Genomic DNA, 22651 nt, shown 5'->3' on the forward strand with positions numbered 1-22651 from the left:
CCCATGCCATCTCTGACTTAGGCGGCAGACTAAAGCTCCCTGAAAAGGACGAAAATCCTTCCTTAACCTGAGATAACCCCTGAGAGACTGCAGCGTATAAGCTATCGACCTCACTGAAAAGACTGGGCGACTTCCCATCAAAGGCAATCAGTTTCTCCAGCTTCTCCTGAAGCTCCTGAACCTTTGACAGGTTGCGCGCCATCGACTGCTGAGCCCGCAATATGCTGCTCTCACTCAGAACCTCTTTGGCCATCTCATTGGAAAGCCACTCACTGGAGCGGTTATAGGCCGCTTGATAGGTCGCTATCTCTTGTTCCAACACTTCTGAATCCAGACTCTCATCAGAGACCTCGTTCCGATAATCCGAGGGCAGGCGGTTAACAGCTGTATTCACCCCTTCTGATAACAGAATAGCCCCTCGAAACAAGGGAATTAAGACATTGCCGGCATAGCTCTTGGCACTGCTGTAGGCTTCTCCCTGTAAATTACCAGCACCCATAAAACTCTCCAAACTCCCTATCGCGGTTTGGTAGGCGTCTATACGGCTGGCTGAGGCGCTGCTGGTCGAACTCGCTTGGCTATCAGAACTTCCTAGGGCCATCTTAACCATCTGATTTCTCCTTTCTGCTTGCTTATCAGCGGCTCTGCTAAATTTAAGACTTATTGTATTCTTCTACCGTAAATTTCGGGTAGTCAATCTGCTCTATAAGGTCATCATAGTTTGTCGAAATCTGCTGGAAGCTGGCAGCAATATAACCTAAGAATAGGATTTCCTCAATATCTTCTCTGTTAAAAAAGGCCAGCTCTTGACTGATAACACCCAAGGAAAGAGGGACTGCTCCAAAATCAAAGTAGCCTTCCTTCCCATTTTTGCTTGTAATGGGCAAAAGGCCGTAGCTGTAAAGAAAGTGACTGAAAAACAGGACCTCAACTGATATCTTACAAACATGAGTAAAGGCAGCAATTTTTCGAGCTTTCAGGCTGTGCCTTCTTTTATGCAGTATTTTGCTGCAAGTTTAACTGTTGTTTCTTTGTATCATCATCACTGCAGTTTAAATCTTAGCTCTTCGGTTGGACGAACTAGATTCTGACGATGAAGTTCTTCAGCAATCTGAACAGAATTCCAAGCAGCTCCTTTGAGAAGGTTATCTGCGACAACCCACATATGAATCCCATTTTCAGCATCTAAATCCTTGCGGATACGGCCGACAAAAGTATCGCAGCTTCCTACTGCATTAATAGCCTGAGGATAAAGCTGATTGCTGACATCATCTTCAAGCACTGCTCCAGGGAAGGCAGCAATAGCCGCTTTGACATCTGAAATAGGTGCTTTTTCTTTTGTTTCGATATAAACAGACTCAGAATGAGAATAAAGAACTGGGATTCGGACACAGGTTGCGGAAACAGCTAAATCAGGTTCTTCCATAATTTTTTTCGTTTCCTTGGTCATCTTCATTTCTTCATATGTATAATCGTTATCCGTAAAAACATCAATCTGAGCGAGAGCATTAAATGCAATAGGATAATGTTTTTTGTCACCTCCGGCAGGTAAGATATCAGCCTGCACTGATCGAGGATCTATTCCATCGTTCAATACTTCTTTCAATTCCCGTTCTGTTTCATTAATGGCAGACTGACCGGCCCCTGAAACTGCCTGATAGGTTGAGACAATGATACGTTTGAGCCCCCACTTGCGGCGAACAGGTTCAAGTGCAACCATCATTTGAATGGTAGAACAATTCGGACAGGCAATGATGCCATGGTGGTCTTTAAGGGTATGCGCATTAACTTCCGGAACAACCAATGGAACATCGGGATGCTGCCGAAAGTAAGACGTATTGTCAACAACTACAGCTCCAGCCCGAACAGCGTAAGGCGCAAACTTTGCTGAGGTAGAGCCGCCAGCTGAAAAAAGAGCAAGGTCAACACCTGCAAATGAATCTTCTGTTGTCAGTTCAACTTCCACAGGCTGGCCTTTATAGCTCAGCACTTTTCCAGCCGAGCGTTTAGAGGATAAAAATCTAACCTTGTCAATAGGGAGAGAGGATGATTCAAGCATTTGAATCATCCGCGTCCCGACAGCACCGGTAGCACCGACAACAGCAACAGTGTAACCCATTTCAATACCTCCTAATTTTAAACCGATGTTTCAGTCATCTTCAAATTTTTCCAAAAATTTTATAATAAGTCAATTATACTATTTTTTCTAGGAAATGAAAAGAGCAGAGCAGACTTTCGCTGCTTTAGCCCAGTATTATACATCGAGCTGGTTCAAATAAAAAAATCCCTATCATCAGATAGGGAAAGGGCATACCGTTTGGTATGTGGTAAGCAGGTTCACACAACTTACCAAGGTCCGCTCCTTGCGTTAATGACCTCCCTAGCGCATATGTGGCCAAGCCACAGACGGCTCATCGCATAAGAACACTATACCAAAAATAGGTCAGTTTGTCAATTACAATAAAGGCGCAATAGCCCGGGTGATCATACCGATAATCTTTTGGTTAACAGGTCTCGCCGCTAGCTTTTCTTCCGTCATTTCCCGGCACTGTTTCAGAGTCAGCAGGTAATCCTTATAAATATCGGCAATAGCTTCCACTCTGTAAAGGTAAGCAGCGCATTCAAAATGATGGTAAAGGCTGCGGTAATCCAAATTGATTGTACCGACAACTGCTTTGGTAGAATCACTGATAAAGACTTTTGCATGTATAAAACCAGGACTGTATTCATAAATTTTAACACCTGATTTCATCAATGCACCGTAATAGGTCTTAGCAAGCGCAAAGGGAATCGGTTTATCCGGAATTCCCGGCATAATGATTTTGACGTCAACCCCCCGTTCAGCAGCAAAACGGATAGCATGTTCCATCTCACTATCTAAAATAAGATAAGGGGTCATAATATAAACATATTCTTTAGCATGATTAAGGATGTCAATATAGACATTTTCACCGACTTTATCGGTGTCCATAGGAGAATCGCCGTAAGGTATAACATAGCCTTCTGCTTCAGGCAGATGGTCATGGCTTCCCAAATAAGAGGCAATTTCCATTTCTTTTTCAGTGATGGACCACATTTGCAAAAACATCACCAAAAAACTGTCTACTGCTTGTCCTTCCAGCATAAGCCCTGTATCCTTCCAGTGCCCGAAGCGATCGATATGGTTAATATACTCATCAGCCAGATTGACACCGCCGGTAAAAGCAACTTCCCCGTCAATAACAACTATTTTCCGATGATCACGGTAGTTATAGTAAGTTGAAATAAAGGGTGAAATAGGTGAAAAAGCCTTGGCTTTAATGCCTATTTTTGCCAGCCTTTCAGTGTAATCAAAAGATAAAGTTGAAAATTCAATCATTCCGTCATACAGAACGCGGACTTCTACTCCCTCTTCCACTTTTTTCTCCAAGATAGATAAAATCTCTCCCCACATCAACCCTTCAGCAATAATAAAGAATTCCATAAAAATATATTTTTCTGCCTTGAGGAGCTGCTGCTTTAGCTCTGCAAAAAAATCTTCGCCGAGCGGAAAATAGGTAACTGCCGTCTTCTGGTAAACCGGAAAATTTCCACTGCTTCTATTGAAATACTGAACCAGATGATAGGTGGTTGAAGTAATCCCTTTCAAATCAGACAAAATAGCCTCATCGTCCTGCAAGTAAGGCTTGCTGCTGTTAATAAGGTGGTTAATTCTTTGCTTTAATTCACGATAGCCCCAATCAAATTTTGTATAGAAAAGAAAAAGAGATCCCAACAAGGGAAAAATCATAACCAGAATAAGCCAGGTAACACGTGACAAGGCATCCATCTCACTATTAACTAGGTAGAGGACAACCAAAAGAGCTAAAGCGCGCTCCAGTAATTCCAGCCAGAACCGATACTGTTCAAGCCATACAAAGGAGGCAATCAAGAAAAGAATTTGAATCATCAGCAAAATAGCAATAACAGTTGTCCGGCTGAAAATACCGCGCAAGAAACCGCGCCGGCTCTTGTCCAACAAATGCATCACCTTATTTTTATTATCGATAACTATCCCCCCTAACAAAATAAGATACAAAGGCCGTTTAAAAATCCGTATGAAAATGACGGTAAGCCAGAAATCTTCGATTTCGTCTGCGCCCCTCTGCCAGAAGACTAGAAGGGTGCGGGCGACTGCTAAGGCGACAAAGCCTTCAGACGTTTACGGCTGACGGTAAGTCCGAAATCTCTGATTTCGCAGACGCACCCCTGCCAGAACGACTAGAAGGGTGCAACAAAAATTTAAGCTTTCAAAGTCGTTTCAGGTCTGTTCAATAGAACGCTAGTCGTCTAGTGGCACTTTATCCGCTTTTTCAAAGCTTTCAACTGCCTACTAGGTTTTGCGGGGTGGGGCGACGAACTCTATAATTTGGGTTCTGTCCCACTCCCAGACGTTTACGGCGGACAAGCAGTGAAGCAGAATCTCAAATTGTAGGTCTCCCTCACTCTCCAATTTTTAAGTTCGGGATGAACTCATCCATTGGATGAGTTCACTCCCAAAGCGTTTAGGTATTATATTTGATTCAGTAAAAAACTGTTCTTTTTCTTATAATCAATCTGTATTATACCATAGATAAGAGGCATATTTCATGAGACTTTTATAAAAATTGCTCAATAGATCCCTGCATCTAAACACTGCCAGTGATTTACAAGATTTAATCGGCAGAATTTGATATAACAGTGAAAAACTAGAAGCTCTTAAAAGAGACCTAAAACTTTACCATCTTCTGTAACATCCATATTAAGGGCTGCCGGCTGCTTAGGAAGACCAGGCATGGTCAGCACGTCACCAGTAAGGGCAACAATAAATCCGGCACCTGTTTTAGGAACTAACTCCCGAATTGTGATTTCAAAATCTTTTGGTGCTCCAAGTGAAGATGGATTATCTGAAAAACTGTACTGTGTTTTGGCCATACAAACCGGCAGTTTATCCCATCCGAATCGCGCAAACTGCTTTAGCTGCGACTGGGCTTTAGAACTAAAGACTACTGATTTACCTCCGTAAATTTTAGTCACAATTTTAGCAATTTTGTCTTCTAAACTGTCATCATCACTATAAAGACGCTTGTATTCTGCAGGCTGTTCTTCGATGGCGGCAATCACTGCTTTTGCAAGAGCAAGACCGCCAGCAGCTCCGTCAGCCCATACACTCACTGCTGCTGCAGGCACATTGATTTCAGCACAAAGCTTTTCCAAAACAGCAATTTCTGCTGCTGTATCATTTATAAATTCGTTGATAGCTACCACAACCGGCAGGCCATACTGACGCATATTTTCAACATGGCGCTTTAAATTAGCAAAACCAGCTTTAACTGCATCAGTATCTTCTTTGTCTAATTCGTCTTTAGCAAGACCGCCATGCATCTTTAAAGCCCGTAAGGTTGCTACAATAACAACTGCATCAGGCGCTGTTGGCAGATTAGGTGTCTTAATATCTAAGAATTTTTCTGCTCCTAAATCGGCTCCAAACCCTGCTTCGGTTACTGTATAATCTGCCAGATGCATAGCCGTTTCAGTAGCAAGCACAGAATTGCAGCCATGTGCAATATTAGCAAAAGGGCCTCCATGAACCAGGGCCGGTGTTCCGTAGATTGTCTGTACAAGATTAGGTTTGACAGCATCTTTCAGGATCAGTGCCAGAGCTCCTTCTACCTTAAGATCTCTGACATAAACAGGAGAACGGTCATAGCGATAGCCAATAACAATATTAGCTAAGCGTTTTTTAAGATCTTTAAGATCAGTTGCCAAACAAAGAACGGCCATAATCTCTGAGGCAACTGTAATATCAAAACCATCCTCACGCGGTACCCCATTAACTGGACTGCCCAGACCGATAATAACCTGACGCAGAGCACGGTCATTGAGGTCAACAACCCGTTTCCAAATAATCCGCCGCTGATCAATTCCTAATTCATTGCCCTGCTGCAGATGGTTGTCAATCAAGGCTGAAAGAGCATTATTGGCTGTTGTAATAGCATGCATATCACCAGTGAAGTGCAGATTGATATCTTCCATAGGCAAAACTTGGGCATAGCCTCCGCCGGCAGCACCGCCTTTGATCCCCATAACGGGGCCGAGCGAAGGCTCTCGAAGCGCTAACATCGTTTTTTCACCTAATTCACTGAGCGCGTCCGCCAGCCCGATACTGACTGTGGACTTCCCTTCACCAGCAGGAGTTGGATTAATAGCGGTAACTAAGACAAGTTTCCCCGTTTTTTGAGATTTGACAGCCTTTATTTTATCAAAAGACAGCTTTGCCTTATAAGGGCCGTATAAATCCAAGTCATCAAACTTTAAACCAACTTTTTCGGCAATCTCCTCAATAGGTCTGAGTTCAGTATTTTGGGCAATTTCGATATCAGATTTCATTGGATTCTCCTCAATTTTGATACTTTTATTATAGCTTAAAAAAGCCAATTACGCATGTTGCATACTCAAAACTATACAAATGTTCGGTTTTTATTGTGATTATTGGAAAGCTGCAAAGAACTAAAGCAGCTGTTTTAGGAAGAGTAAAATAACCGTATTTTTAGCCATTTTTGCTTTCCCAACTATTTTACTGCGCACACTTGGATACCTTGATGGCTGAATCAAATAATCTTTAAAAGGCCTTATTTTAAATTTTCTGCAAACTTATAGGATAGAAGCCATGAGCCGTCAGACTGGTTAATAAAGCGCAGTGAAACAGAGACATTCTCATTATCAATAGCTGTCTGGTAGCTGATAAAGCGTGTTGTAATATTGTCTGTAGTCGACTCAAAAGCTGTCGAAGGTTCACCGTAAGCCGCAACAATGTCATCATAAGTCATTCCGCCGTTGCCGCTGTTTGGATCGCCTACTGTCAAACTGTCAAAGGCTTCTCTGTCCCAAGAAAATGTTTTATCTTCAGAATACTTAAGTGTTGACGGTGTTGTTTCTTTAGTGTTCTCACTTCCGCTTCGGTGAGTTCGATCAAAGCCTTTATAAAGACCAAAAGCAATCAAAAGAAAAAGGAGGCTAAAGAGCGGTAAAAGCAGGCCTTTTTTTAATCCTGATCTGGCAGCAAAATAAGCTGCAAGTGCTAAAATGATTGCCGATAGTGCAAATAACAGATAAAACATTATAATCCTCTTACTTGAATTTTTACTATCTATTGTAGTCTATTTTTCTAAAAAAAACAAACTGCCGGAAAGCAGTTTGTAAAATCAGGCAAATATGAGATTTGTCTGTAGTTGTTAGGCAATAAGAAAGGGACAAGTCTTTTGAATATATCAAATGCTTCTTTCCTTGGTTTGACAGATTCATAAGCAGGTCATAAATATATAGGTTTCTCACTCAATCTGACTATTAAGGCATAAACTCATTTGGTGCACCGCCTTCCATCATTCCTTCCTGTGCTGTGGATAATGCAGCGGTCGCAGTCACTGTCTGATCATCAACAGTAATGGTATAGGTTTCACCGTCTGCCATTTCAGGACTGCTGGCCAGAATGTTTTGAAAATCCTGAGTGGCCGTATAGGCCAGCAATTCATTGCCATCAGAATCGGTAATTCTTATCTTTGAGCCAGCACTGCCTTGAATGTTTTCCATAATCGAAGCTTGTGTTGAACTGTCGCTAAATCCTTGGGCCATCTGACTGTCTCCCAGAAAAAGAAGCCGTCCTCCGGTAATAATGCCTTCTGTTTCATAGTCTAAGGCATTATTTGTTGTATTTGTGGCTGCATTTATGTATATCGTTCCGCCGTTAATTTCAAGAGTATGATTAGAATCAATACCATCACCTGATGTTGTCATATCAAAATTACCGCCATTAATCACTAAGCTGATATCTTCTTGGTTCGCGTTAGAGTTAGCAGCATTAATCGCATCGTCATCCGTATTAAGTGTAAAGTTCCCATCGTTAATGGTAATCGTTTTTCCTTCCAGCCCTTCCTTGGCTTCTGTAATGTCAATATCTCCGCTGTCAATCACTAAGTCACCGGAAGCATGAACCGCATCATCTCCTGCTGAAATCGTTAAATGATTGTTAGCCAGATAAAGATTGCCCAGAGTCAAATCATCATCGTTGTCACTTTTAATCGCGTCATCATCAGCTTTAATAACCATAGTTGTGTTGGCAATATTAAGTTCATGATCAGCCTTGATAGCGTCAGCGGCTGCTGTTAGCTCATAAGATCCGCCTGTAACATGAATATCGGCCTCAGATTTAACCGCATTATTATTGCTGCTGTTAACTGTTAAGGAGCCGGTACCGTTAAAAGTTAGAGCGGTTTTGCTGTAGATGGCTGCATCAAGATCTGCTTCACTGCTGCTTGAATCTGAGATACTGTTATCTGTTCCTTGGGCAAGCGTTATATAGACGCGTTGGGCAGATTCTGCGTAGATGGCTGCTTTGTTGCCGGTCATTGTGATATTATCAAAGACAAGATGGATATCATCTGAATCTGCAGCAGCAATTTTAATCTGCACATTTTCAGAACTGCCTGAAATAAGATAGGTGCCGGCTTTCGAAATCGTGACTACTGAATCGGAAAGACTGGCCCCGTCACCGGAGATATCAGCGGTGCTGTCGGTTAATTGAATTTTTGTAGCTTTAGTGTCATCGTAGTCTGTCTTAGAGTCTTCATCAGTAAAATAACTTTTATTAACAGCTGTTGATTGGCTTGCAGCAGAAACTGATGCATCAGTCCCTGATGTGTTTGCTGTCTGGCTGCCGGCCGAGCAGGCAGCTGTTACTAAAAGTGAGGCACTGCATAAGGCAAATAATGTATTTTTCGTTTTTGTTTTTAACATGTCTTTCATCCTTTTACAATCATTTTATTCACTATGGTAAGCCAGTAAACTAAAAAAATACTAAAAAATAACTGAATCTTTTCTAAAACTGTGCTGAAAGTCTTAAGAGCAATGAGAATGGGGAGCATGATTGAAGACTGTGTTTTTTCTTGATAGCAAAAAGTTTAAGAAACTCAATTTTTTTGGTAAAATATGGCTATGAAAATTTTAATCACATCAGGCGGAACAAGAGAAAAAATTGATGCTGTAAGAAGCATTGCCAACCATGCCAGCGGCAGCTTAGGAAAACAAATAGCTGAAAAATTTCTTGCACAGGGCCATCAAGTGACTTTAGTGACAACCAAAACGGCTGTCAAACCGGCCAGACAGCCTAACCTTTGTCTTGCTGAAATTACAGATGTCAGCAGTTTAATTCAGACTTTAGAACCGCTGGTCAAAACGCACGACCTGCTGATTCACAGTATGGCTGTCTCTGATTATACACCAGTTTATATGACAGACTTAGACGAAGTTCAGCAAGCAGAAAATGTAACAGAGCTTTTAAATAGAAAAAACAGTGAGCAAAAAATTTCGTCGGCAGCTGACTATCAAGTACTTTTTCTAAAAAAGACACCGAAAGTCATCAGCCTTGTTAAACAATGGAATCCTCAAATAAAACTCATTGGATTTAAACTGCTGGCCGGTGTTTCTAAAGATACGCTTTTTGCTGCAGCCAGAAAAAGTCTTATCAATAATCAGGCTTCCTATATTCTGGCTAATGATCTGTTTGAAATAAAGGCAGACAGCCACCACGCTTTTTTGATCGGTCATACTGAGATACATGAAGCATTTACCAAGTCCGAAATTGCTCAGCTCATATACGAAAAGGGGACACAAAATGACTAAAACGATCACACTTGCCGTATCCGGCAGTATTTCTGCCTATAAAGCTGCTGATTTGAGCAGCCGTCTAACCAAATTGGGATATGATGTCCATGTTCTGATGACTCAGGCAGCAACAGCTTTTATTACACCGCTGACTTTACAGGTTCTGTCTAAAAATCCTGTTCATGTCAATCTCATGCAGGAAGAAGATGCTAAGCGTATCAACCATATTGAACTGGCTAAACAGACCGATCTTTTTGTCCTTGCTCCTGCTTCTGCTAATACAATTGCCCATTTAGCTCATGGTTTTGCTGACAATATGGTCACCGCTGTGGCTTTGGCCTTAGCTGAGGACAGGCCTAAATTGCTGGCTCCTGCCATGAACACAAAAATGTACGACAATCCTATTACTCAGGCTAATCTGCGGATTTTAAAAGAGAATGGCTATGATGAAATTGAACCGCGCTCCAGTGTCTTAGCCTGCGGTGATATTGGACGCGGCGCACTTGCCGAACTGGATATTATTGTCAAAAAAATTGAGGAAAAGGTTTATGAATAAACGAAAATCATCAGATGTTGCAATTATCTCTATCTTTTTTGCGGCTATGCTGCTCATTCATCTATTGAGTTCTCTTATCTTTAATGTTTGGCTGGTCCCTATTAAACCGACTCTTATGCATATCCCTGTTATTATTGCATCTATCGTTTACGGCCCTAAAATAGGGAGTATTTTAGGAGGTTTAATGGGGATTGTCAGTCTGCTGACCAATACCCTTGTACTTCTGCCAACCAGTTATCTTTTTTCACCTTTTGTTGAAAATGGCAATCTCGCTTCAGCCCTTATTGCCATTTTGCCGCGGGTCCTAATCGGCATCGTTCCCTATTTTATTTATAAATGGTGGCCCAGTAAAGCAGGGTTGTTTGCGGCAGGCTTTTCCGGTGCACTGACTAATACACTTTTTGTCCTTTCTGGAATCTTTATTTTCTTCTCCTCAGTTTACGGCAATGATGTTAAAGCTCTGCTGGCTGCCGTTATTTCAGCCAACTCAGTTGCTGAGATGATTATATCAGCATTGCTGACCGCTGCAATTGTACCCGTCCTTCTTAGGCTTAAAAAATAAATCACGGAAAACCCGTGATTTTTCTTTTTGAAAATGATATAATGAAAGCGGTTAAAATATTAAAAAGTATTAGGCTTAAATCTCAGCGTCAGGCACTAGCTAAGAGCTTTTTGTTCGCTATTTAATCCTTTTTTAGGCCTCAATAACTTAATTAAAAGGAGTTGCACTATGACTTATACAGAAAATTACCAAAATTGGCTTGATTTTGCTGAACTTCCTGACTATCTGCGTGACGAACTGGGCACAATGGATGAAAAAACTAAGGAAGACGCATTTTATACCAACCTCGAATTTGGAACAGCTGGCATGCGCGGCTATATCGGTGCAGGAACAAATCGGATCAATATCTATGTTGTCCGACAGGCGACAGAGGGTTTAGCTAAACTGTTTGAAACAAAAGGCGACGAGGTCAAAAAGCGCGGTGTGGCTATTGCTTATGATTCCCGCCATTTTTCACCGGAATTTGCTTTTGAATCAGCACAGGTCTTAGCAAAACACGGGATTAAGGCCTATGTTTTTGAAAGCCTGCGCCCGACTCCGGAATTGTCATTTGCCGTCCGTCATTTAGGCGCTTTTGCCGGAATCATGATAACAGCCAGCCATAACCCAGCTCCTTTTAATGGTTATAAAGTTTACGGAGAGGATGGCGGACAGATGCCTCCTCAAGATGCTGATGCTTTGACTGATTTTATTCGGGCTATTGACAATCCATTTGCTGTCCAGCTGGCTGATCTCGAAGAAGCTAAAGCTTCCGGTCTTATTGAAGTCATCGGTGAAGCTGTCGATGCTGAATATCTAAAAGAAGTCAGAGAGGTTAATATCAACCAGCAGCTGATTGATGAATACGGCAAAGATATGAAAATTGTCTATACGCCGCTGCATGGTACCGGCGAAATGCTGGCACGGCGCGCTCTAGCACAGGCTGGTTTTGCTTCTGTTCAAGTTGTCGAAGAACAAGCTGTACCTGATTCAGACTTTGCAACAGTCAAATCACCTAATCCTGAAAATCAGGAAGCCTTTGCTTTAGCCGAAAAGCTAGGCCGCCAAGCTGATGCGGATGTTCTGGTGGCAACCGATCCGGATGCCGACCGTCTCGGCGTTGAAATCCGCCAAGCTGACGGTTCCTATAAGAATCTGTCCGGCAACCAAATCGGTGCCATTATTGCCAAATATATTTTGGAGGCTCATAAAACTGCCGGAACGCTGCCAGAAAATGCTGCTTTGGCTAAGTCAATTGTGTCAACCGAATTGGTAACTAAAATTGCTGAAAGTTATGGCGCAACCATGTTTAATGTGCTGACTGGCTTTAAATTTATTGCTGAAAAGATTCAGGAATTTGAAGAACAGCAAAATTATACCTATATGTTTGGTTTTGAAGAGAGCTTCGGCTATTTGATTAAACCGTTCGTACGTGACAAAGACGCTATTCAGGCTGTTCTCCTCGTAGCTGAAATCGCAGCTTATTATCGGTCTCGCGGCCTGACTCTGGCTGACGGTATTGAAGAAATTTACAAAGAATACGGTTATTTTGCTGAAAAGACCATTTCAGTTACCCTTTCAGGTGTTGACGGGGCAGCAGAGATTAAAAAAATCATGGATAAATTCCGCGACAGTGCACCAGCCCAATTTAATGCTACTGCTATCGTGAAAACAGAAGATTTTCAAGCTCAGACGTCCACAACAGAGGCAGGTGTTGAAACTTTGACAACACCGCCAAGCAATGTTCTTAAGTATACTCTTGCCGATGATTCTTGGATTGCTGTCCGTCCATCCGGAACAGAGCCTAAAATCAAATTCTATATCGCAACAGTGGGTGACAGCTTAGCTGATGCTGAGGCAAAAATTGCAGCTATCGAAAGTGAAATCAATGACTTTATCAGCTAATGTATAAGTGATAAGAGGCACTCTATTAACCAATAGCGGCTATCTGCAGGCCGCTATTGGTTTTTTTGCTTCTGCTTTACTAGTGATCTGGATACTTCAGTCTTTATGGATAAAACGCAAAGAATTTTTACAGCAGTCAAACTAATGCCTATCCTTTTATGCCCTGGTGGCAGCTCTTCTGTCAAATGATTTGAGAGGAGCTGTCTGCAAAATCAAATCATTTGCATTTATCACTAACTAGTGATAATATAGGCAAAAAATGATTGAATTAGGAATAACAACATTTGGCGAAACAACACCTTTGGAAGAAAGCGGCTTAGTACTGCCGCACGATCAGCGCATCCGAAATTTAATAGAAGAAATTGAACTGGCCGATCAAGTTGGTTTAGATATCTATGCTGTTGGTGAACATCACCGAGAAGATTTTGCTGTTTCTGCTCCTGAGATTATCTTAGCTGCTGGAGCCGTAAAGACTGAGCATATTCGATTATCAAGTGCCGTCACAATTTTGTCATCCAGTGATCCCAGTTCGAGTTTATCAGCAGTTTGCCACGATTGATGCCCTGTCAAACGGCCGTGCAGAAATTATGGCAGGCCGAGGTTCCTTTGTTGAATCGTTTCCCCTATTTGGCTATCAGTTAGCTGATTACGATGCCTTGTTTAATGAAAAATTAGATATGCTCCTGACCATTAAGGAAAATACAGATTTAAAATGGAAGGGAAACTTTACGCAGACGGTAGACCATCGCCCGGTCTATCCGAGAGCTGTTCAAAAAGATTTACCGCTGTGGATTGCAACTGGAGGTCACCTGGATTCAACTGTCCGCATTGCAGAACAGGGCCTACCTATCGCTTATGCCACTATTGGCGGCAATCCAAAACATTTTGGGCAATTGGTCAATATTTACAAAGAAATTGGTGCCCGTCACGGACATTCACCAGAACAGCTGAAGGTAGCAACTCATTCTTGGGGCTGGATTGAAAAAGACAGCCAAGGAGCAATCGATCATTACTTCCATGCAACAAAACAGATGGTTGATAATATTGCTAAGGACCGGCCGCATTGGTCAGAAATGACTAAAAAGCAATATTTGGACTCTGTCGGACCTGAAGGGGCAATGTTTGTCGGCAATCCTCAAGAGGTTGCTGACAAAATCATTGGTCTGGTCAATCATTTGCAGCTGAATCGATTTATGCTCCATCTGCCAATCGGTTCAATGCCGCATGAAAAAACCTTGGAAGCAATTCGTTTGTTTGGCAAAGAGACTGCTCCGATTGTTCGTCAACACTTTGAGTCTGCCTCAAAAAATAAGTAAACAAAAGAGCGGAATATGAATCGATTTTGACATCTATCGATTCATATTCCGCTCTCTTTTTGACTGTTGCACATTTTATTTTACAGACCAATTAGAATCTGTGCGACCTTAAAATAAATAAGCAAGGCACAGGCATCTACGATTGTAGTGACAAGAGGTCCTGCCATGACAGCCGGATCCTGCTTTAATTTTTTAGCCAGAAGAGGCAGAATCCCTCCGACCAGTTTTGCTAAAATAATAGTCAGTAAAAGCGTAACACTTACGGTCAGCATCACAAGAAAATCAGTATCAGTAAACAGGAACATTCGCAAAATATTTACTATGGCTAAAACAGTTCCAACAAGAAGACCGACACGAAATTCTTTCCAAACAACACGCAGGCTGTCTGAAAAGTCTAATTCATCTAAGGCCAGCGACTGAATAATTAAAGTTGAAGACTGTGAACCTGAGTTTCCGCCGCTGTCCATAAGCATGGGAATAAAAGCTGTTAAGGCAACTGCTGTAGACAGAACAGCTTCATAATGCTCAATAATCCCTCCGGTCACCGTTGCTGACAGCATCAGGAAAAGCAGCCAGACAATTCTTTTTTTGGCTAAAGTGATGACCGAAGTTTCTAAATAAGAGTTCTCACTTGGTGCCATCCCCTGCATCAAAGCATAATCTTCATAGATTTCTTCCGAAATAACCTCAAAAATATCATCTGCAGTGATAATACCTACTAACCGCTGCTCGCTGTCACAGACCGGCAAAACTAAAAGTGAGTACTTATGGAAGAGCTTTGCTGCTTCTTCCTGATCCGCACCGGTTGTGACAGTTAAGGGCCGCCAATGAATAATTGATGAAAGGTCTTCTGTATCCAGCCTCAGCAAGTCAGCTAAGTACAAATGACCATTTAAACGCCGCTCATCATCAATCACAAAAATTGTATTGAGGTGCTCGTGTCCGGCGGTTGACATTTTTAATTTTTCTAAAACCTCAGATACTTTAGCTCTCTTTCGGACAGCAATATAATCAGCACTCATCAGACTTCCTACACTGTCCTCAGGATAATTCAAAAGACGATTAATCACCTGACGGCGGTTTTCTGGAATATGTAAAAGGAGCTTCGTCACTAAATTAGAAGGCAACTCCTGCAAACTGTCTACCAGTTCATCTGAGTCTAATTCCGCCAAAATATCCGGAAGATCAACCTGTGCTAAGCTTTCAATAAGATTAATTTTGTCCTCAGCAGGCAGTTCAGCAAAAAGTTCTGCCAACTGCTCTTTCGAGAAGAATCTAAGCATAAGCGCACGCTTTTCAGGTTCTAACTCCAGCATATAAGCCGATAAATCGACACGGTGGCTGTGCTTGACAAACGCTTGCATTTCTTCCATTTCTGCTTTAGAAATAGATAGCGGCATAATTGGCTGTCCTCCTTTTCAAAATTCTTATTTATTATACTAATTTGGAGTGCGGTAGTCAATAAAGCAAATAGTGACATACAACGTTATGAGCTGCTGCTACAATTTAAAAATTCCCTGTCAATACCAGCCGAAAGATTCGTAAAAACAGCTTGACTTAGATTAGACTTGCTGAGCTGAATACATTTGATAATACAGTCCTTTTTGCTGCATTAAATCGCCATGTTTTCCCATTTCAACAACATTGCCTTTCGACATCACCAAGATGAGGTCAGCAGAGCGAATGGTTGACAGCCGATGAGCAATAATAAAACTTGTCCGTCCTTCCATCAGCTGAGACAATGCTTCTTGGATTAACAATTCAGTTCGAGTGTCAATCGCCGACGTCGCCTCATCTAAAATTAGAATTTTCGGCTGTTTGATAAATACTCTGGCAATAGTCAGAAGCTGACGCTGTCCCTGTGAAAGCGAGGAGCCCCCGTCTGCCAAAAACGTCTCATATTTTTGCGGGAGCTGTTCAATAAAAAAGTCTGCTTTGGCTGCTTTAGCGGCTGCTACCACTTCTTCTCTGCTCGCATTGGGCTGACCGTAAGCGATATTATCATGAATAGTCGCTGTTTTCAACCAGCTCTCCTGCAAAACCATTCCAATTTGCTGGCGTAAATCAGAAACAGAATAATCTTGAATAGGGACACCGTCCAAATAAATGCTCCCGCTGTCTGCATCGTAAAAACGCATTAAAAGATTAATCAGCGTTGATTTACCGGCTCCTGTCGGACCAACAACAGCAATCTTGGACTGGGCCGGAATCGTCAAGTTAAGCTTTTTGATCAATGTTTGACTGGAATGGTAGCCAAAAGAAAGATCAGAAAAAACAATTTCCCCTTTGATTTTCTCTGCAGCCAGATTTTTTGTCCCAAGCATAGGAGATGCTTCTTCGTCAATAATGCCGTATAAACGCTCAGCACAGACAAGGGCACTCTGCATTTCAGACAGAACCGACGAGATATCATTAAAAGGCTTAGTATATTGGTTAACATAGTTCAGAAAAGTTACCAGTTCCCCCACAGTAAATACACCTGCCATGATACGAAACGCTCCTACTCCTGTCAGGAGGGCATAAATAAGGCTGTTAACAAAGCGAGTGGCAGGATTAACGGTGGAAGAATAAAAAATAGCCGCCTGAGAATAGTTTGCATACCGATTGTTAATTTCTTTAAAACGTGACAGGGTCTCTTCTTGAGCATTGAAAGCCTGTAAAAGACTTTCCTGAGTAAGCATTTCCTCAATAAATTGTGTCTGTTCTCCCCGTGCTGCAGTCTGCGTTTGAAAAAAATGGTAGGACTTAGCAGCAATAAAACGAGCCAAAAAGAGAGATAAAGGAGTCAAAATCAAGACCAAAACAAGCATCAGCCCATCAATATCTGCCATGGTGATAATGGTAACGATAATGGTCAAGACTCCCAGAAAAAGCTGATTAAAAACCATCAGCAAACCGTTGCTGAGCTGTTCAGTGTCTGTTGTCACTCGGCTGACCAAATCACCTACGCTTCTCTTATCCAAGAAAGCAATCGGCATCTGATTCAGTTTTTGCATAACACGTTGACGTAGACTGTAAGTATAGTTGAAGACCAGTCGGTTATAAAGAAGCGGATTCAGCCATTGGATCAAGGTATTCAGCCCAATAACAAGAGCCATTTTTATTAAAAGCGGGATAAGTTCGCTGACAGTCTGGAGCTGTACAACCAAATCAACTGCTCTCCCAATTAAAAGCGGCAAATAAACGGTCAGAACAACCTGCACAACAGTCCCCAAAAGTGCAAAAACAAGTAAAGATTTTTGCTTTCCAAACTCTGACGCCAAACGCTGACGTGTTTTTCTGCTGTCTCTAGCTTTCATCTCCACCTACTAACCTTAAGATACAAAGCCCGTTAAAAGAGCAAAGCAAAAATAGAATCCTGACCGCCGAGTCACTAAAGACTCAAGGGAGGGCTATCTTTTTTGCACAGCTCTTAGAGCGTGTTCAATTCAATAAGATACAAAGCCCGTTAAAAGAGCAAAGCAAAAATGGCGGTAAGTCCGAAATCTCTGATTTCGCAGACGCACCCCTGCCAGAACGACTAAGGAGCGAGACAGAACCCCAGACCATAAAGTTCGATGTCTCGCCCCTGCAAAGCCTAGCAGACATTTTAAAGCTTTGAAAAAGCGACTAAAATGCCGCTAGGCTACTGCGTCCTGTTTATACTACAAACAATGACTTGGGAGGCTAGGATTTTGTCTGCTTTCAGACGTTTACGGCTGACGGTAACTAAGTAATGATACAGATTTCCAGCCCCTCACTCTCCCGTTTTTGGGTTCGGGCTGAAATCATCCACTGGATGACATCAGCCCACAGCTCTTAAGGCTTACTCATTTCCAACACAAAGGGCGTGAAGAACACCAAAAGGAGAAATAAGGAGCCGGCTCTAAACCGCTTGGTTCTAGATGGTTTATGCTCACAGAGCATCAGACTGTAAGATTCCCCTTTTGCCGATTCCCAAGTTCAAGTTGTAATCCATTCACCGGATAGTTTTAACTTATGTCCCTGTAAGTTTCAAAATAAAATTGACTTCACTATTACGCCCGATGCTGCGAAAGATGAATAGCACGGTATACCTGACTTTGATTGAGTAAATCCCTGTGACTGCCAAAAGCAGCTTGCCTGCCCTTATCCAGAAGTAAAATACTATCTGCTGTTTTTAAACTGCCTGTGCGCTGAGAGACCATGATAAGTGTGGTGTTGGTCAGATTTTCTTTAAGCGCAGACAGAAGACGGCTTTCAGTCAAATAATCGAGCGCAGAGGTCGCATCATCTAAAATAAGAAAAGGTGGGCGGCCGAGGATTGCTCGCGCTATTGTCAGACGCTGGCGCTGGCCGCCTGAAAAATTACGGCCAAAAGCAGCGATCGGACTGTCTAGCTGCAGATCTAATGCCTTGATAAAATCACTGGCCTGAGCTATAGATAAGGCTTGCCAAAGCTCTTTGTCGCTTATTTTTCGACTTTGTCCTAAGAGCAAATTGGAACGGACCGTCCCCTGGAACAGTTCGGCTTTTTGCGGCACAAGTCCCACCCACTGCCGCCATTCCGATAAGTTTTTAGGGGATCTTTTTTGATGGAAAAGTTTCAGACTGCCGCTTTGGGGACGGTAGAGATGGACGAGAAGCTGAATCAGGCTTGTTTTCCCAGAACCGGTTCCGCCGATTATCCCCAAAAAACCGCCAGTTTTCACTTCAAAGTTAATATCCTCTAAAGCTGGTGAGGACGCTCGGGGATAAGTAAAAGACAGATTGTGCACAGCTAAAGCCAGATTATCATCACTTAAATTTTGTTCCAGCGGTGCATCGACAGCCTCAGAAACCTTGCCTAATACATCCCTGATCCGGCCGGCGCTGATAAGCGCTTGATTTAAAGAAGCAACCAGCAGGGTTGTCTTTAGGAGTTCGGTCAAAATTTGCAAAAGATAATTAATCAGAGCAATCAGCTGTCCTTGAGACAGAAGTCGATTTTCAATAGACCAACCGCCTTGGTAAATCACCAAAATCAAGGCAATATTGACGGTCAAGAAGGTAAGAGGTGTCATCATGCTGGATAAGCGTCCGGCTCGAATCTGCAGTTTAGTGTAGTCTTCATTAAGAGCCGCAAAGTCCTTTTCTTCATTTTCTGTTTGATTAAACGCTCTGATGACACGGACCCCTTGCATTTGCTGACGTGTCAGACTGACCAACTTGTCAGTAGCCTGCCTGATTTTAGTATAAACAGGTCCCAGCAAACCGGATATGAGAGAAACAAGGACAACCAGCAGGATAACCATTCCCACAAAATAAGGAGCTATTCTGGGACTGATAATAAAGGACATGATGACAGCCCCGCATACAATAATCGGTGCCCGTAAAAATAAACGAAGGAATTGATTGATGCCGGTTTGGATTTGAAAACTGTCGCTGGTCAGGCGTGCGACCAGGCTGTCTGTCCCTACCTCGTCCCTTTCTTTTTGACTCAGGCTTATGACCTTACTAAAGAGATTCTCGGTCATCTGTTTGGTAAAACCGACTGCTGCTTTCGCGGAAAAATACTGAGCGGTGATAGACACAACGATACCGACACTGGCAAAAAGAAATAAGACAAAAAGCATGATATAGAGCTGTTTTTTATCCCCGGCAGGGATAATATGATCAACAATTTCAGCTATAATCAGTGGAACAGACAGCTCAAAAGCAGCTTCTAATAATTTAAAAAGGGGCCCTAAGATTGTTTCCTTAAGGTAGCCCTTGAAATAGATACGCAGCATTTTCATAAAATCCTTTTCTAAAACCAGCTCATTATCCTGATGAGATAAAGATTAAAGCGGACTTCACGGGAATAATAAATATTGCCCCCGTTTTTATACAGCTGACCTCCGGAAATTAAGGCTAAAGGGTGATGATAAAAATAAGTTTCGCCGCTTGTATTGCCTAAACTCGGAGCGACAACATCTCGTGAATAAGTCTTTGCCAGCTCAATGGTGTTTTTGCCGCCGTGTTTAGCGATATAATCAATATAGGCTGTCCCGAAATTATAGGCCTGCACTGCTGTCCAGGAATCAACTTTTGCTTCCTTAGCCAGTTCAATGTTCTCAGAAAGCAAGGTGACACCCTGCTGTATACTGGTTTTGCTGTCCTTTATGGAATTGGTCATGCCGTCTGAGCTTTCACTGGACTGCATAACATCATCTTCTCCTCCCTTAGTTTCTGTATAAATCATGGCCAAAACTAACTCTACATTAGCATCGGTATCATTTTCTGCCAATGTGGTTTCAACCATCTTCTGATAGCTTAAAACCCGGTGAACATTGCGGTGAATCACATAAAATTGATAGGCACAAAAAATAAGAAAGAGAAGGATAATAAGACGTCGTATCGTTTTAAACATAATATTTATTTGTTTTGGATATCTTCTATGTTCTTAATCAGTATGGAGTAAGTTCCGTCCTGATTTTGTATAAATTCAACACTATCAGCATCTTGGTATACTCGATTGGGAACAATCAGCTCAATACCGTTAGACAGAGATAACTTCTGACTGGAAAGTTTTTTACTCTGTTTGGAATAATCAATATCAGTCAGTTTGATGGGCTCAGGAATTTGCTCTTTTAGATTATCAACAAAGGTCAGCCGGGCAGTCAGATTATCTTCGAAAAGCTGATTGGCCAATTTTTCCGGCTCTAGCTCCTGCTCCTCCAAATGATTATAAATAGCTGTCTTCATTTTAGACTGAAAAGCAAAGTCATCCTGCCGAAAATCATCAGCCACTTTTTTAGCTGTTTGCTCAACCACTTTAAGAGATTTTTTAACCGAGGCTTCCGGCTGAACCTGCAGGAGCTGTTCTGAAAAGTAATGAACAAAACTGCCATCATGCTTTATACGTTTCTCAATCAAGTAATAACGTCCTGTCTTCTGGTTGAGCACTAAGGCTTCATCAGGAGCCTGACCGGCACCGGGCAGGGTATTTTGCGTCAAGGCAATAGGGGAGTCAGACTGGCCAGCCAGATGCGTCAAGCTTTCTTTTAAAGTCAGGCGCAGAAAAGCAAAGTGTTCAGTCCCCTCTTTTTCAAAACGAATGAAAACCAAATCACAGGTTTTTTGATTTTCTGAAATAAGAAAAGCTTGGCGCCAGGATTGTGCAATCTTAACAGATGACTCTAAAAAATCAGCAGTCAGCAGTTTAAAGAAGGGATTATCCTCTGTCAAGCGGCCGCGCTTAGCCTCATCGGAAAAAACCTTGGCTAATTTTTTGCTGAAATAAGTTTCAAGCAAAGGGCTGATATCCAGCGGCTTATCAGCTAAAAGAAGGTCTGTATCGTTAGGTGTAAACTGGTGAATGGCAAGCTCTTTAATATAAAGGTCCATCATTTGCTTATTTTCCATACAAAGGGAAGGCATCAGTTATGCCCTTGATTTCTTGGCGCACAGCCTTCAAAACAGCTTCATTCTCATGATTTTCCAGTGTTTCAATCATAAGTTCAGCAATGCGGCGTGACTCGCTGACACCCATGCCGCGGCTGGTAATAGCCGGTGAACCGATACGGATTCCGGAGGTTTTAAAAGGAGACAGCTTTTCAAATGGGATAGAGTTCTTATTCAAAGTAATATTAACACTTTCAAGAATATTCTGTGCTGCTTTGCCATTTTCAACAACTTTTGTCACATCGACTAAGAAAACATGATTGTCTGTCCCACCTGAAATGACATGAAAATCATCATGCGCCCGAAAAACGTCAGCCATAGCCTGAGCATTTTCGATGACAGATTCACCATAGCGTTTAAAAGCGGGATCCAAAGCTTCTTTAAAGGCCACCGCCTTAGCAGCAATAATGTGCATTAACGGACCGCCTTGAAGACCCGGAAAAACAGCAGAATTAATTTTCTTAGCAATCTCCGGATCATCGGTTAAAATCAATCCGCCGCGCGGTCCGCGCAAGGTCTTGTGGGTCGTGCTGGTTGTCACATGAGCATAAGGAATAGGACTGGGATGATGTCCCGAAGCGACCAAACCGGCAATATGGGCCATATCAACCATTAAATATGCGCCGACACGGTCTGCCACCTCCCTAAATTTTTGAAAATCTATAATGCGAGAGTAAGCCGATGCCCCTGCTACAATCATCTTGGGCTGCGTCTTTTCTGCAATAGCCAGCAGTTCTTCATAATCAATTTCTTCTGTCTCCGGATTAACAGTATAAGCTACAAAATGATAAGTTTTCCCGGAAAAACTGACAGGTGAACCGTGGGTCAAATGTCCACCGGCAGCTAAGTCCATTCCAAGAACCGTATCGCCAGGCTGCAGCAAAGCCATATAAGCTGCAGCATTAGCCTGACTGCCTGAGTGAGGCTGGACATTGGCAAATCCGGCCCCAAACAGCGCCTTAGCACGTTCTATAGCCAAATTTTCCACAATATCGACACAGTCCGTTCCGCCATAATAACGTCTTCCCGGATAGCCTTCAGCATATTTATTGGTTAAAACAGATCCCTGCGCTGCCATAACAGCCTGTGAGACAATATTTTCTGAAGCAATCAGCTCAATATTATTTTGCTGACGCACTTCTTCTGCCTGAATAGCTTCCCACAGTTCTTTATCATATGCTTGATTATTTTCCTTATCAAAATTCATGCTTTCTCCTTTTATCAAGATACAAAGGCCGGTTAAAGCTCACAGCAAAAATAGGAAAACTGACGAAGAAACCTCAGTTTCTAGGA

General features: G+C 42.3%; 17 protein-coding genes and 1 pseudogene. 5 read left to right on the forward strand and 13 right to left on the reverse strand.

Going from position 1 to position 22651, the window contains the following annotated elements:
* The 7 genes from AB3329_RS09965 to AB3329_RS09995 all read right to left on the reverse strand — a co-directional run.
* Positions 1-610, reverse strand: a 610-nt coding sequence (locus AB3329_RS09965) for a T7SS effector LXG polymorphic toxin (RefSeq protein ID WP_368395914.1), incomplete at its 3' end; no start/stop codon positions are given.
* 43 nt (positions 611-653) lie between these two features.
* On the reverse strand, positions 654-887 hold the full coding sequence (locus AB3329_RS09970; protein WP_368395916.1) for a DUF4176 domain-containing protein: 234 nt from the start codon (positions 885-887) through the stop codon (positions 654-656).
* 155 nt (positions 888-1042) lie between these two features.
* Entirely contained in the window at positions 1043-2119 is a 1077-nt protein-coding gene (locus AB3329_RS09975) for an aspartate-semialdehyde dehydrogenase (RefSeq protein ID WP_368395917.1), read from the reverse strand.
* A gap of 336 nt (positions 2120-2455) precedes the next feature.
* Complete coding sequence (gene cls, locus AB3329_RS09980; RefSeq protein WP_368395942.1) at positions 2456-4006, reverse strand: cardiolipin synthase; 1551 nt, start codon at positions 4004-4006, stop codon at positions 2456-2458.
* 710 nt (positions 4007-4716) lie between these two features.
* Entirely contained in the window at positions 4717-6387 is a 1671-nt protein-coding gene (locus AB3329_RS09985) for a formate--tetrahydrofolate ligase (RefSeq protein WP_368395918.1), read from the reverse strand.
* Positions 6388-6629: 242 nt separating this feature from the next.
* On the reverse strand, positions 6630-7118 hold the full coding sequence (locus AB3329_RS09990; RefSeq protein ID WP_368395919.1) for a hypothetical protein: 489 nt from the start codon (positions 7116-7118) through the stop codon (positions 6630-6632).
* 226 nt (positions 7119-7344) lie between these two features.
* Positions 7345-8790, reverse strand: coding sequence for a carbohydrate-binding domain-containing protein (locus tag AB3329_RS09995; protein ID WP_368395920.1), 1446 nt, complete (start codon positions 8788-8790; stop codon positions 7345-7347).
* Between the two features lie 198 nt (positions 8791-8988).
* Between AB3329_RS09995 and AB3329_RS10000 the strand changes: the two genes are divergently transcribed.
* The 5 genes and pseudogenes from AB3329_RS10000 to AB3329_RS10020 all read left to right on the forward strand — a co-directional run bounded on the left by AB3329_RS10000 (position 8989) and on the right by AB3329_RS10020 (position 13975).
* Positions 8989-9675 carry a phosphopantothenate--cysteine ligase gene (locus AB3329_RS10000; protein ID WP_368395944.1) on the forward strand — a complete coding sequence of 229 codons (687 nt, stop codon included), beginning with the start codon at positions 8989-8991 and terminating at the stop codon, positions 9673-9675.
* Positions 9668-10213, forward strand: coding sequence for a phosphopantothenoylcysteine decarboxylase (gene coaC / locus AB3329_RS10005; protein ID WP_368395921.1), 546 nt, complete (start codon positions 9668-9670; stop codon positions 10211-10213). The genes AB3329_RS10000 and coaC overlap by 8 nt, the downstream gene beginning before the upstream one ends.
* Positions 10206-10775 (forward strand): ECF transporter S component, encoded by a 570-nt coding sequence (locus AB3329_RS10010; protein ID WP_368395922.1) that lies wholly within the window; start codon positions 10206-10208, stop codon positions 10773-10775. The genes coaC and AB3329_RS10010 overlap by 8 nt, the downstream gene beginning before the upstream one ends.
* A gap of 168 nt (positions 10776-10943) precedes the next feature.
* A complete protein-coding gene (locus tag AB3329_RS10015; RefSeq protein ID WP_368395923.1) occupies positions 10944-12659 on the forward strand; it encodes a phospho-sugar mutase in 1716 nt (571 codons plus the stop codon).
* Between the two features lie 259 nt (positions 12660-12918).
* Positions 12919-13975 (forward strand): annotated as a pseudogene (locus tag AB3329_RS10020) (LLM class flavin-dependent oxidoreductase).
* An 80-nt stretch (positions 13976-14055) separates the two neighbouring features.
* Here AB3329_RS10020 and mgtE read toward each other — a convergent pair.
* The 6 genes from mgtE to glyA form a co-directional block, all read right to left on the reverse strand.
* Positions 14056-15375, reverse strand: coding sequence for a magnesium transporter (mgtE, locus tag AB3329_RS10025; protein ID WP_368395925.1), 1320 nt, complete (start codon positions 15373-15375; stop codon positions 14056-14058).
* A gap of 162 nt (positions 15376-15537) precedes the next feature.
* Positions 15538-17274, reverse strand: a complete 1737-nt coding sequence (locus tag AB3329_RS10030) for an ABC transporter ATP-binding protein (RefSeq protein WP_368395926.1) — start codon at positions 17272-17274, stop codon at positions 15538-15540.
* Between the two features lie 717 nt (positions 17275-17991).
* A complete protein-coding gene (locus AB3329_RS10035; protein WP_368395927.1) occupies positions 17992-19710 on the reverse strand; it encodes an ABC transporter ATP-binding protein in 1719 nt (572 codons plus the stop codon).
* A gap of 11 nt (positions 19711-19721) precedes the next feature.
* Positions 19722-20324 (reverse strand): lysozyme family protein, encoded by a 603-nt coding sequence (locus AB3329_RS10040; protein ID WP_368395928.1) that lies wholly within the window; start codon positions 20322-20324, stop codon positions 19722-19724.
* A 5-nt stretch (positions 20325-20329) separates the two neighbouring features.
* Positions 20330-21304 (reverse strand): nucleoid-associated protein, encoded by a 975-nt coding sequence (locus tag AB3329_RS10045; protein ID WP_368395929.1) that lies wholly within the window; start codon positions 21302-21304, stop codon positions 20330-20332.
* 4 nt (positions 21305-21308) lie between these two features.
* On the reverse strand, positions 21309-22565 hold the full coding sequence (gene glyA, locus AB3329_RS10050; RefSeq protein WP_368395930.1) for a serine hydroxymethyltransferase: 1257 nt from the start codon (positions 22563-22565) through the stop codon (positions 21309-21311).
* Between the last annotated feature and the right edge of the window lie 86 nt (positions 22566-22651).

It is taken from the genome of Streptococcus huangxiaojuni (genome assembly GCF_040930515.1).
GTDB lineage: Bacteria > Bacillota > Bacilli > Lactobacillales > Streptococcaceae > Streptococcus > Streptococcus huangxiaojuni.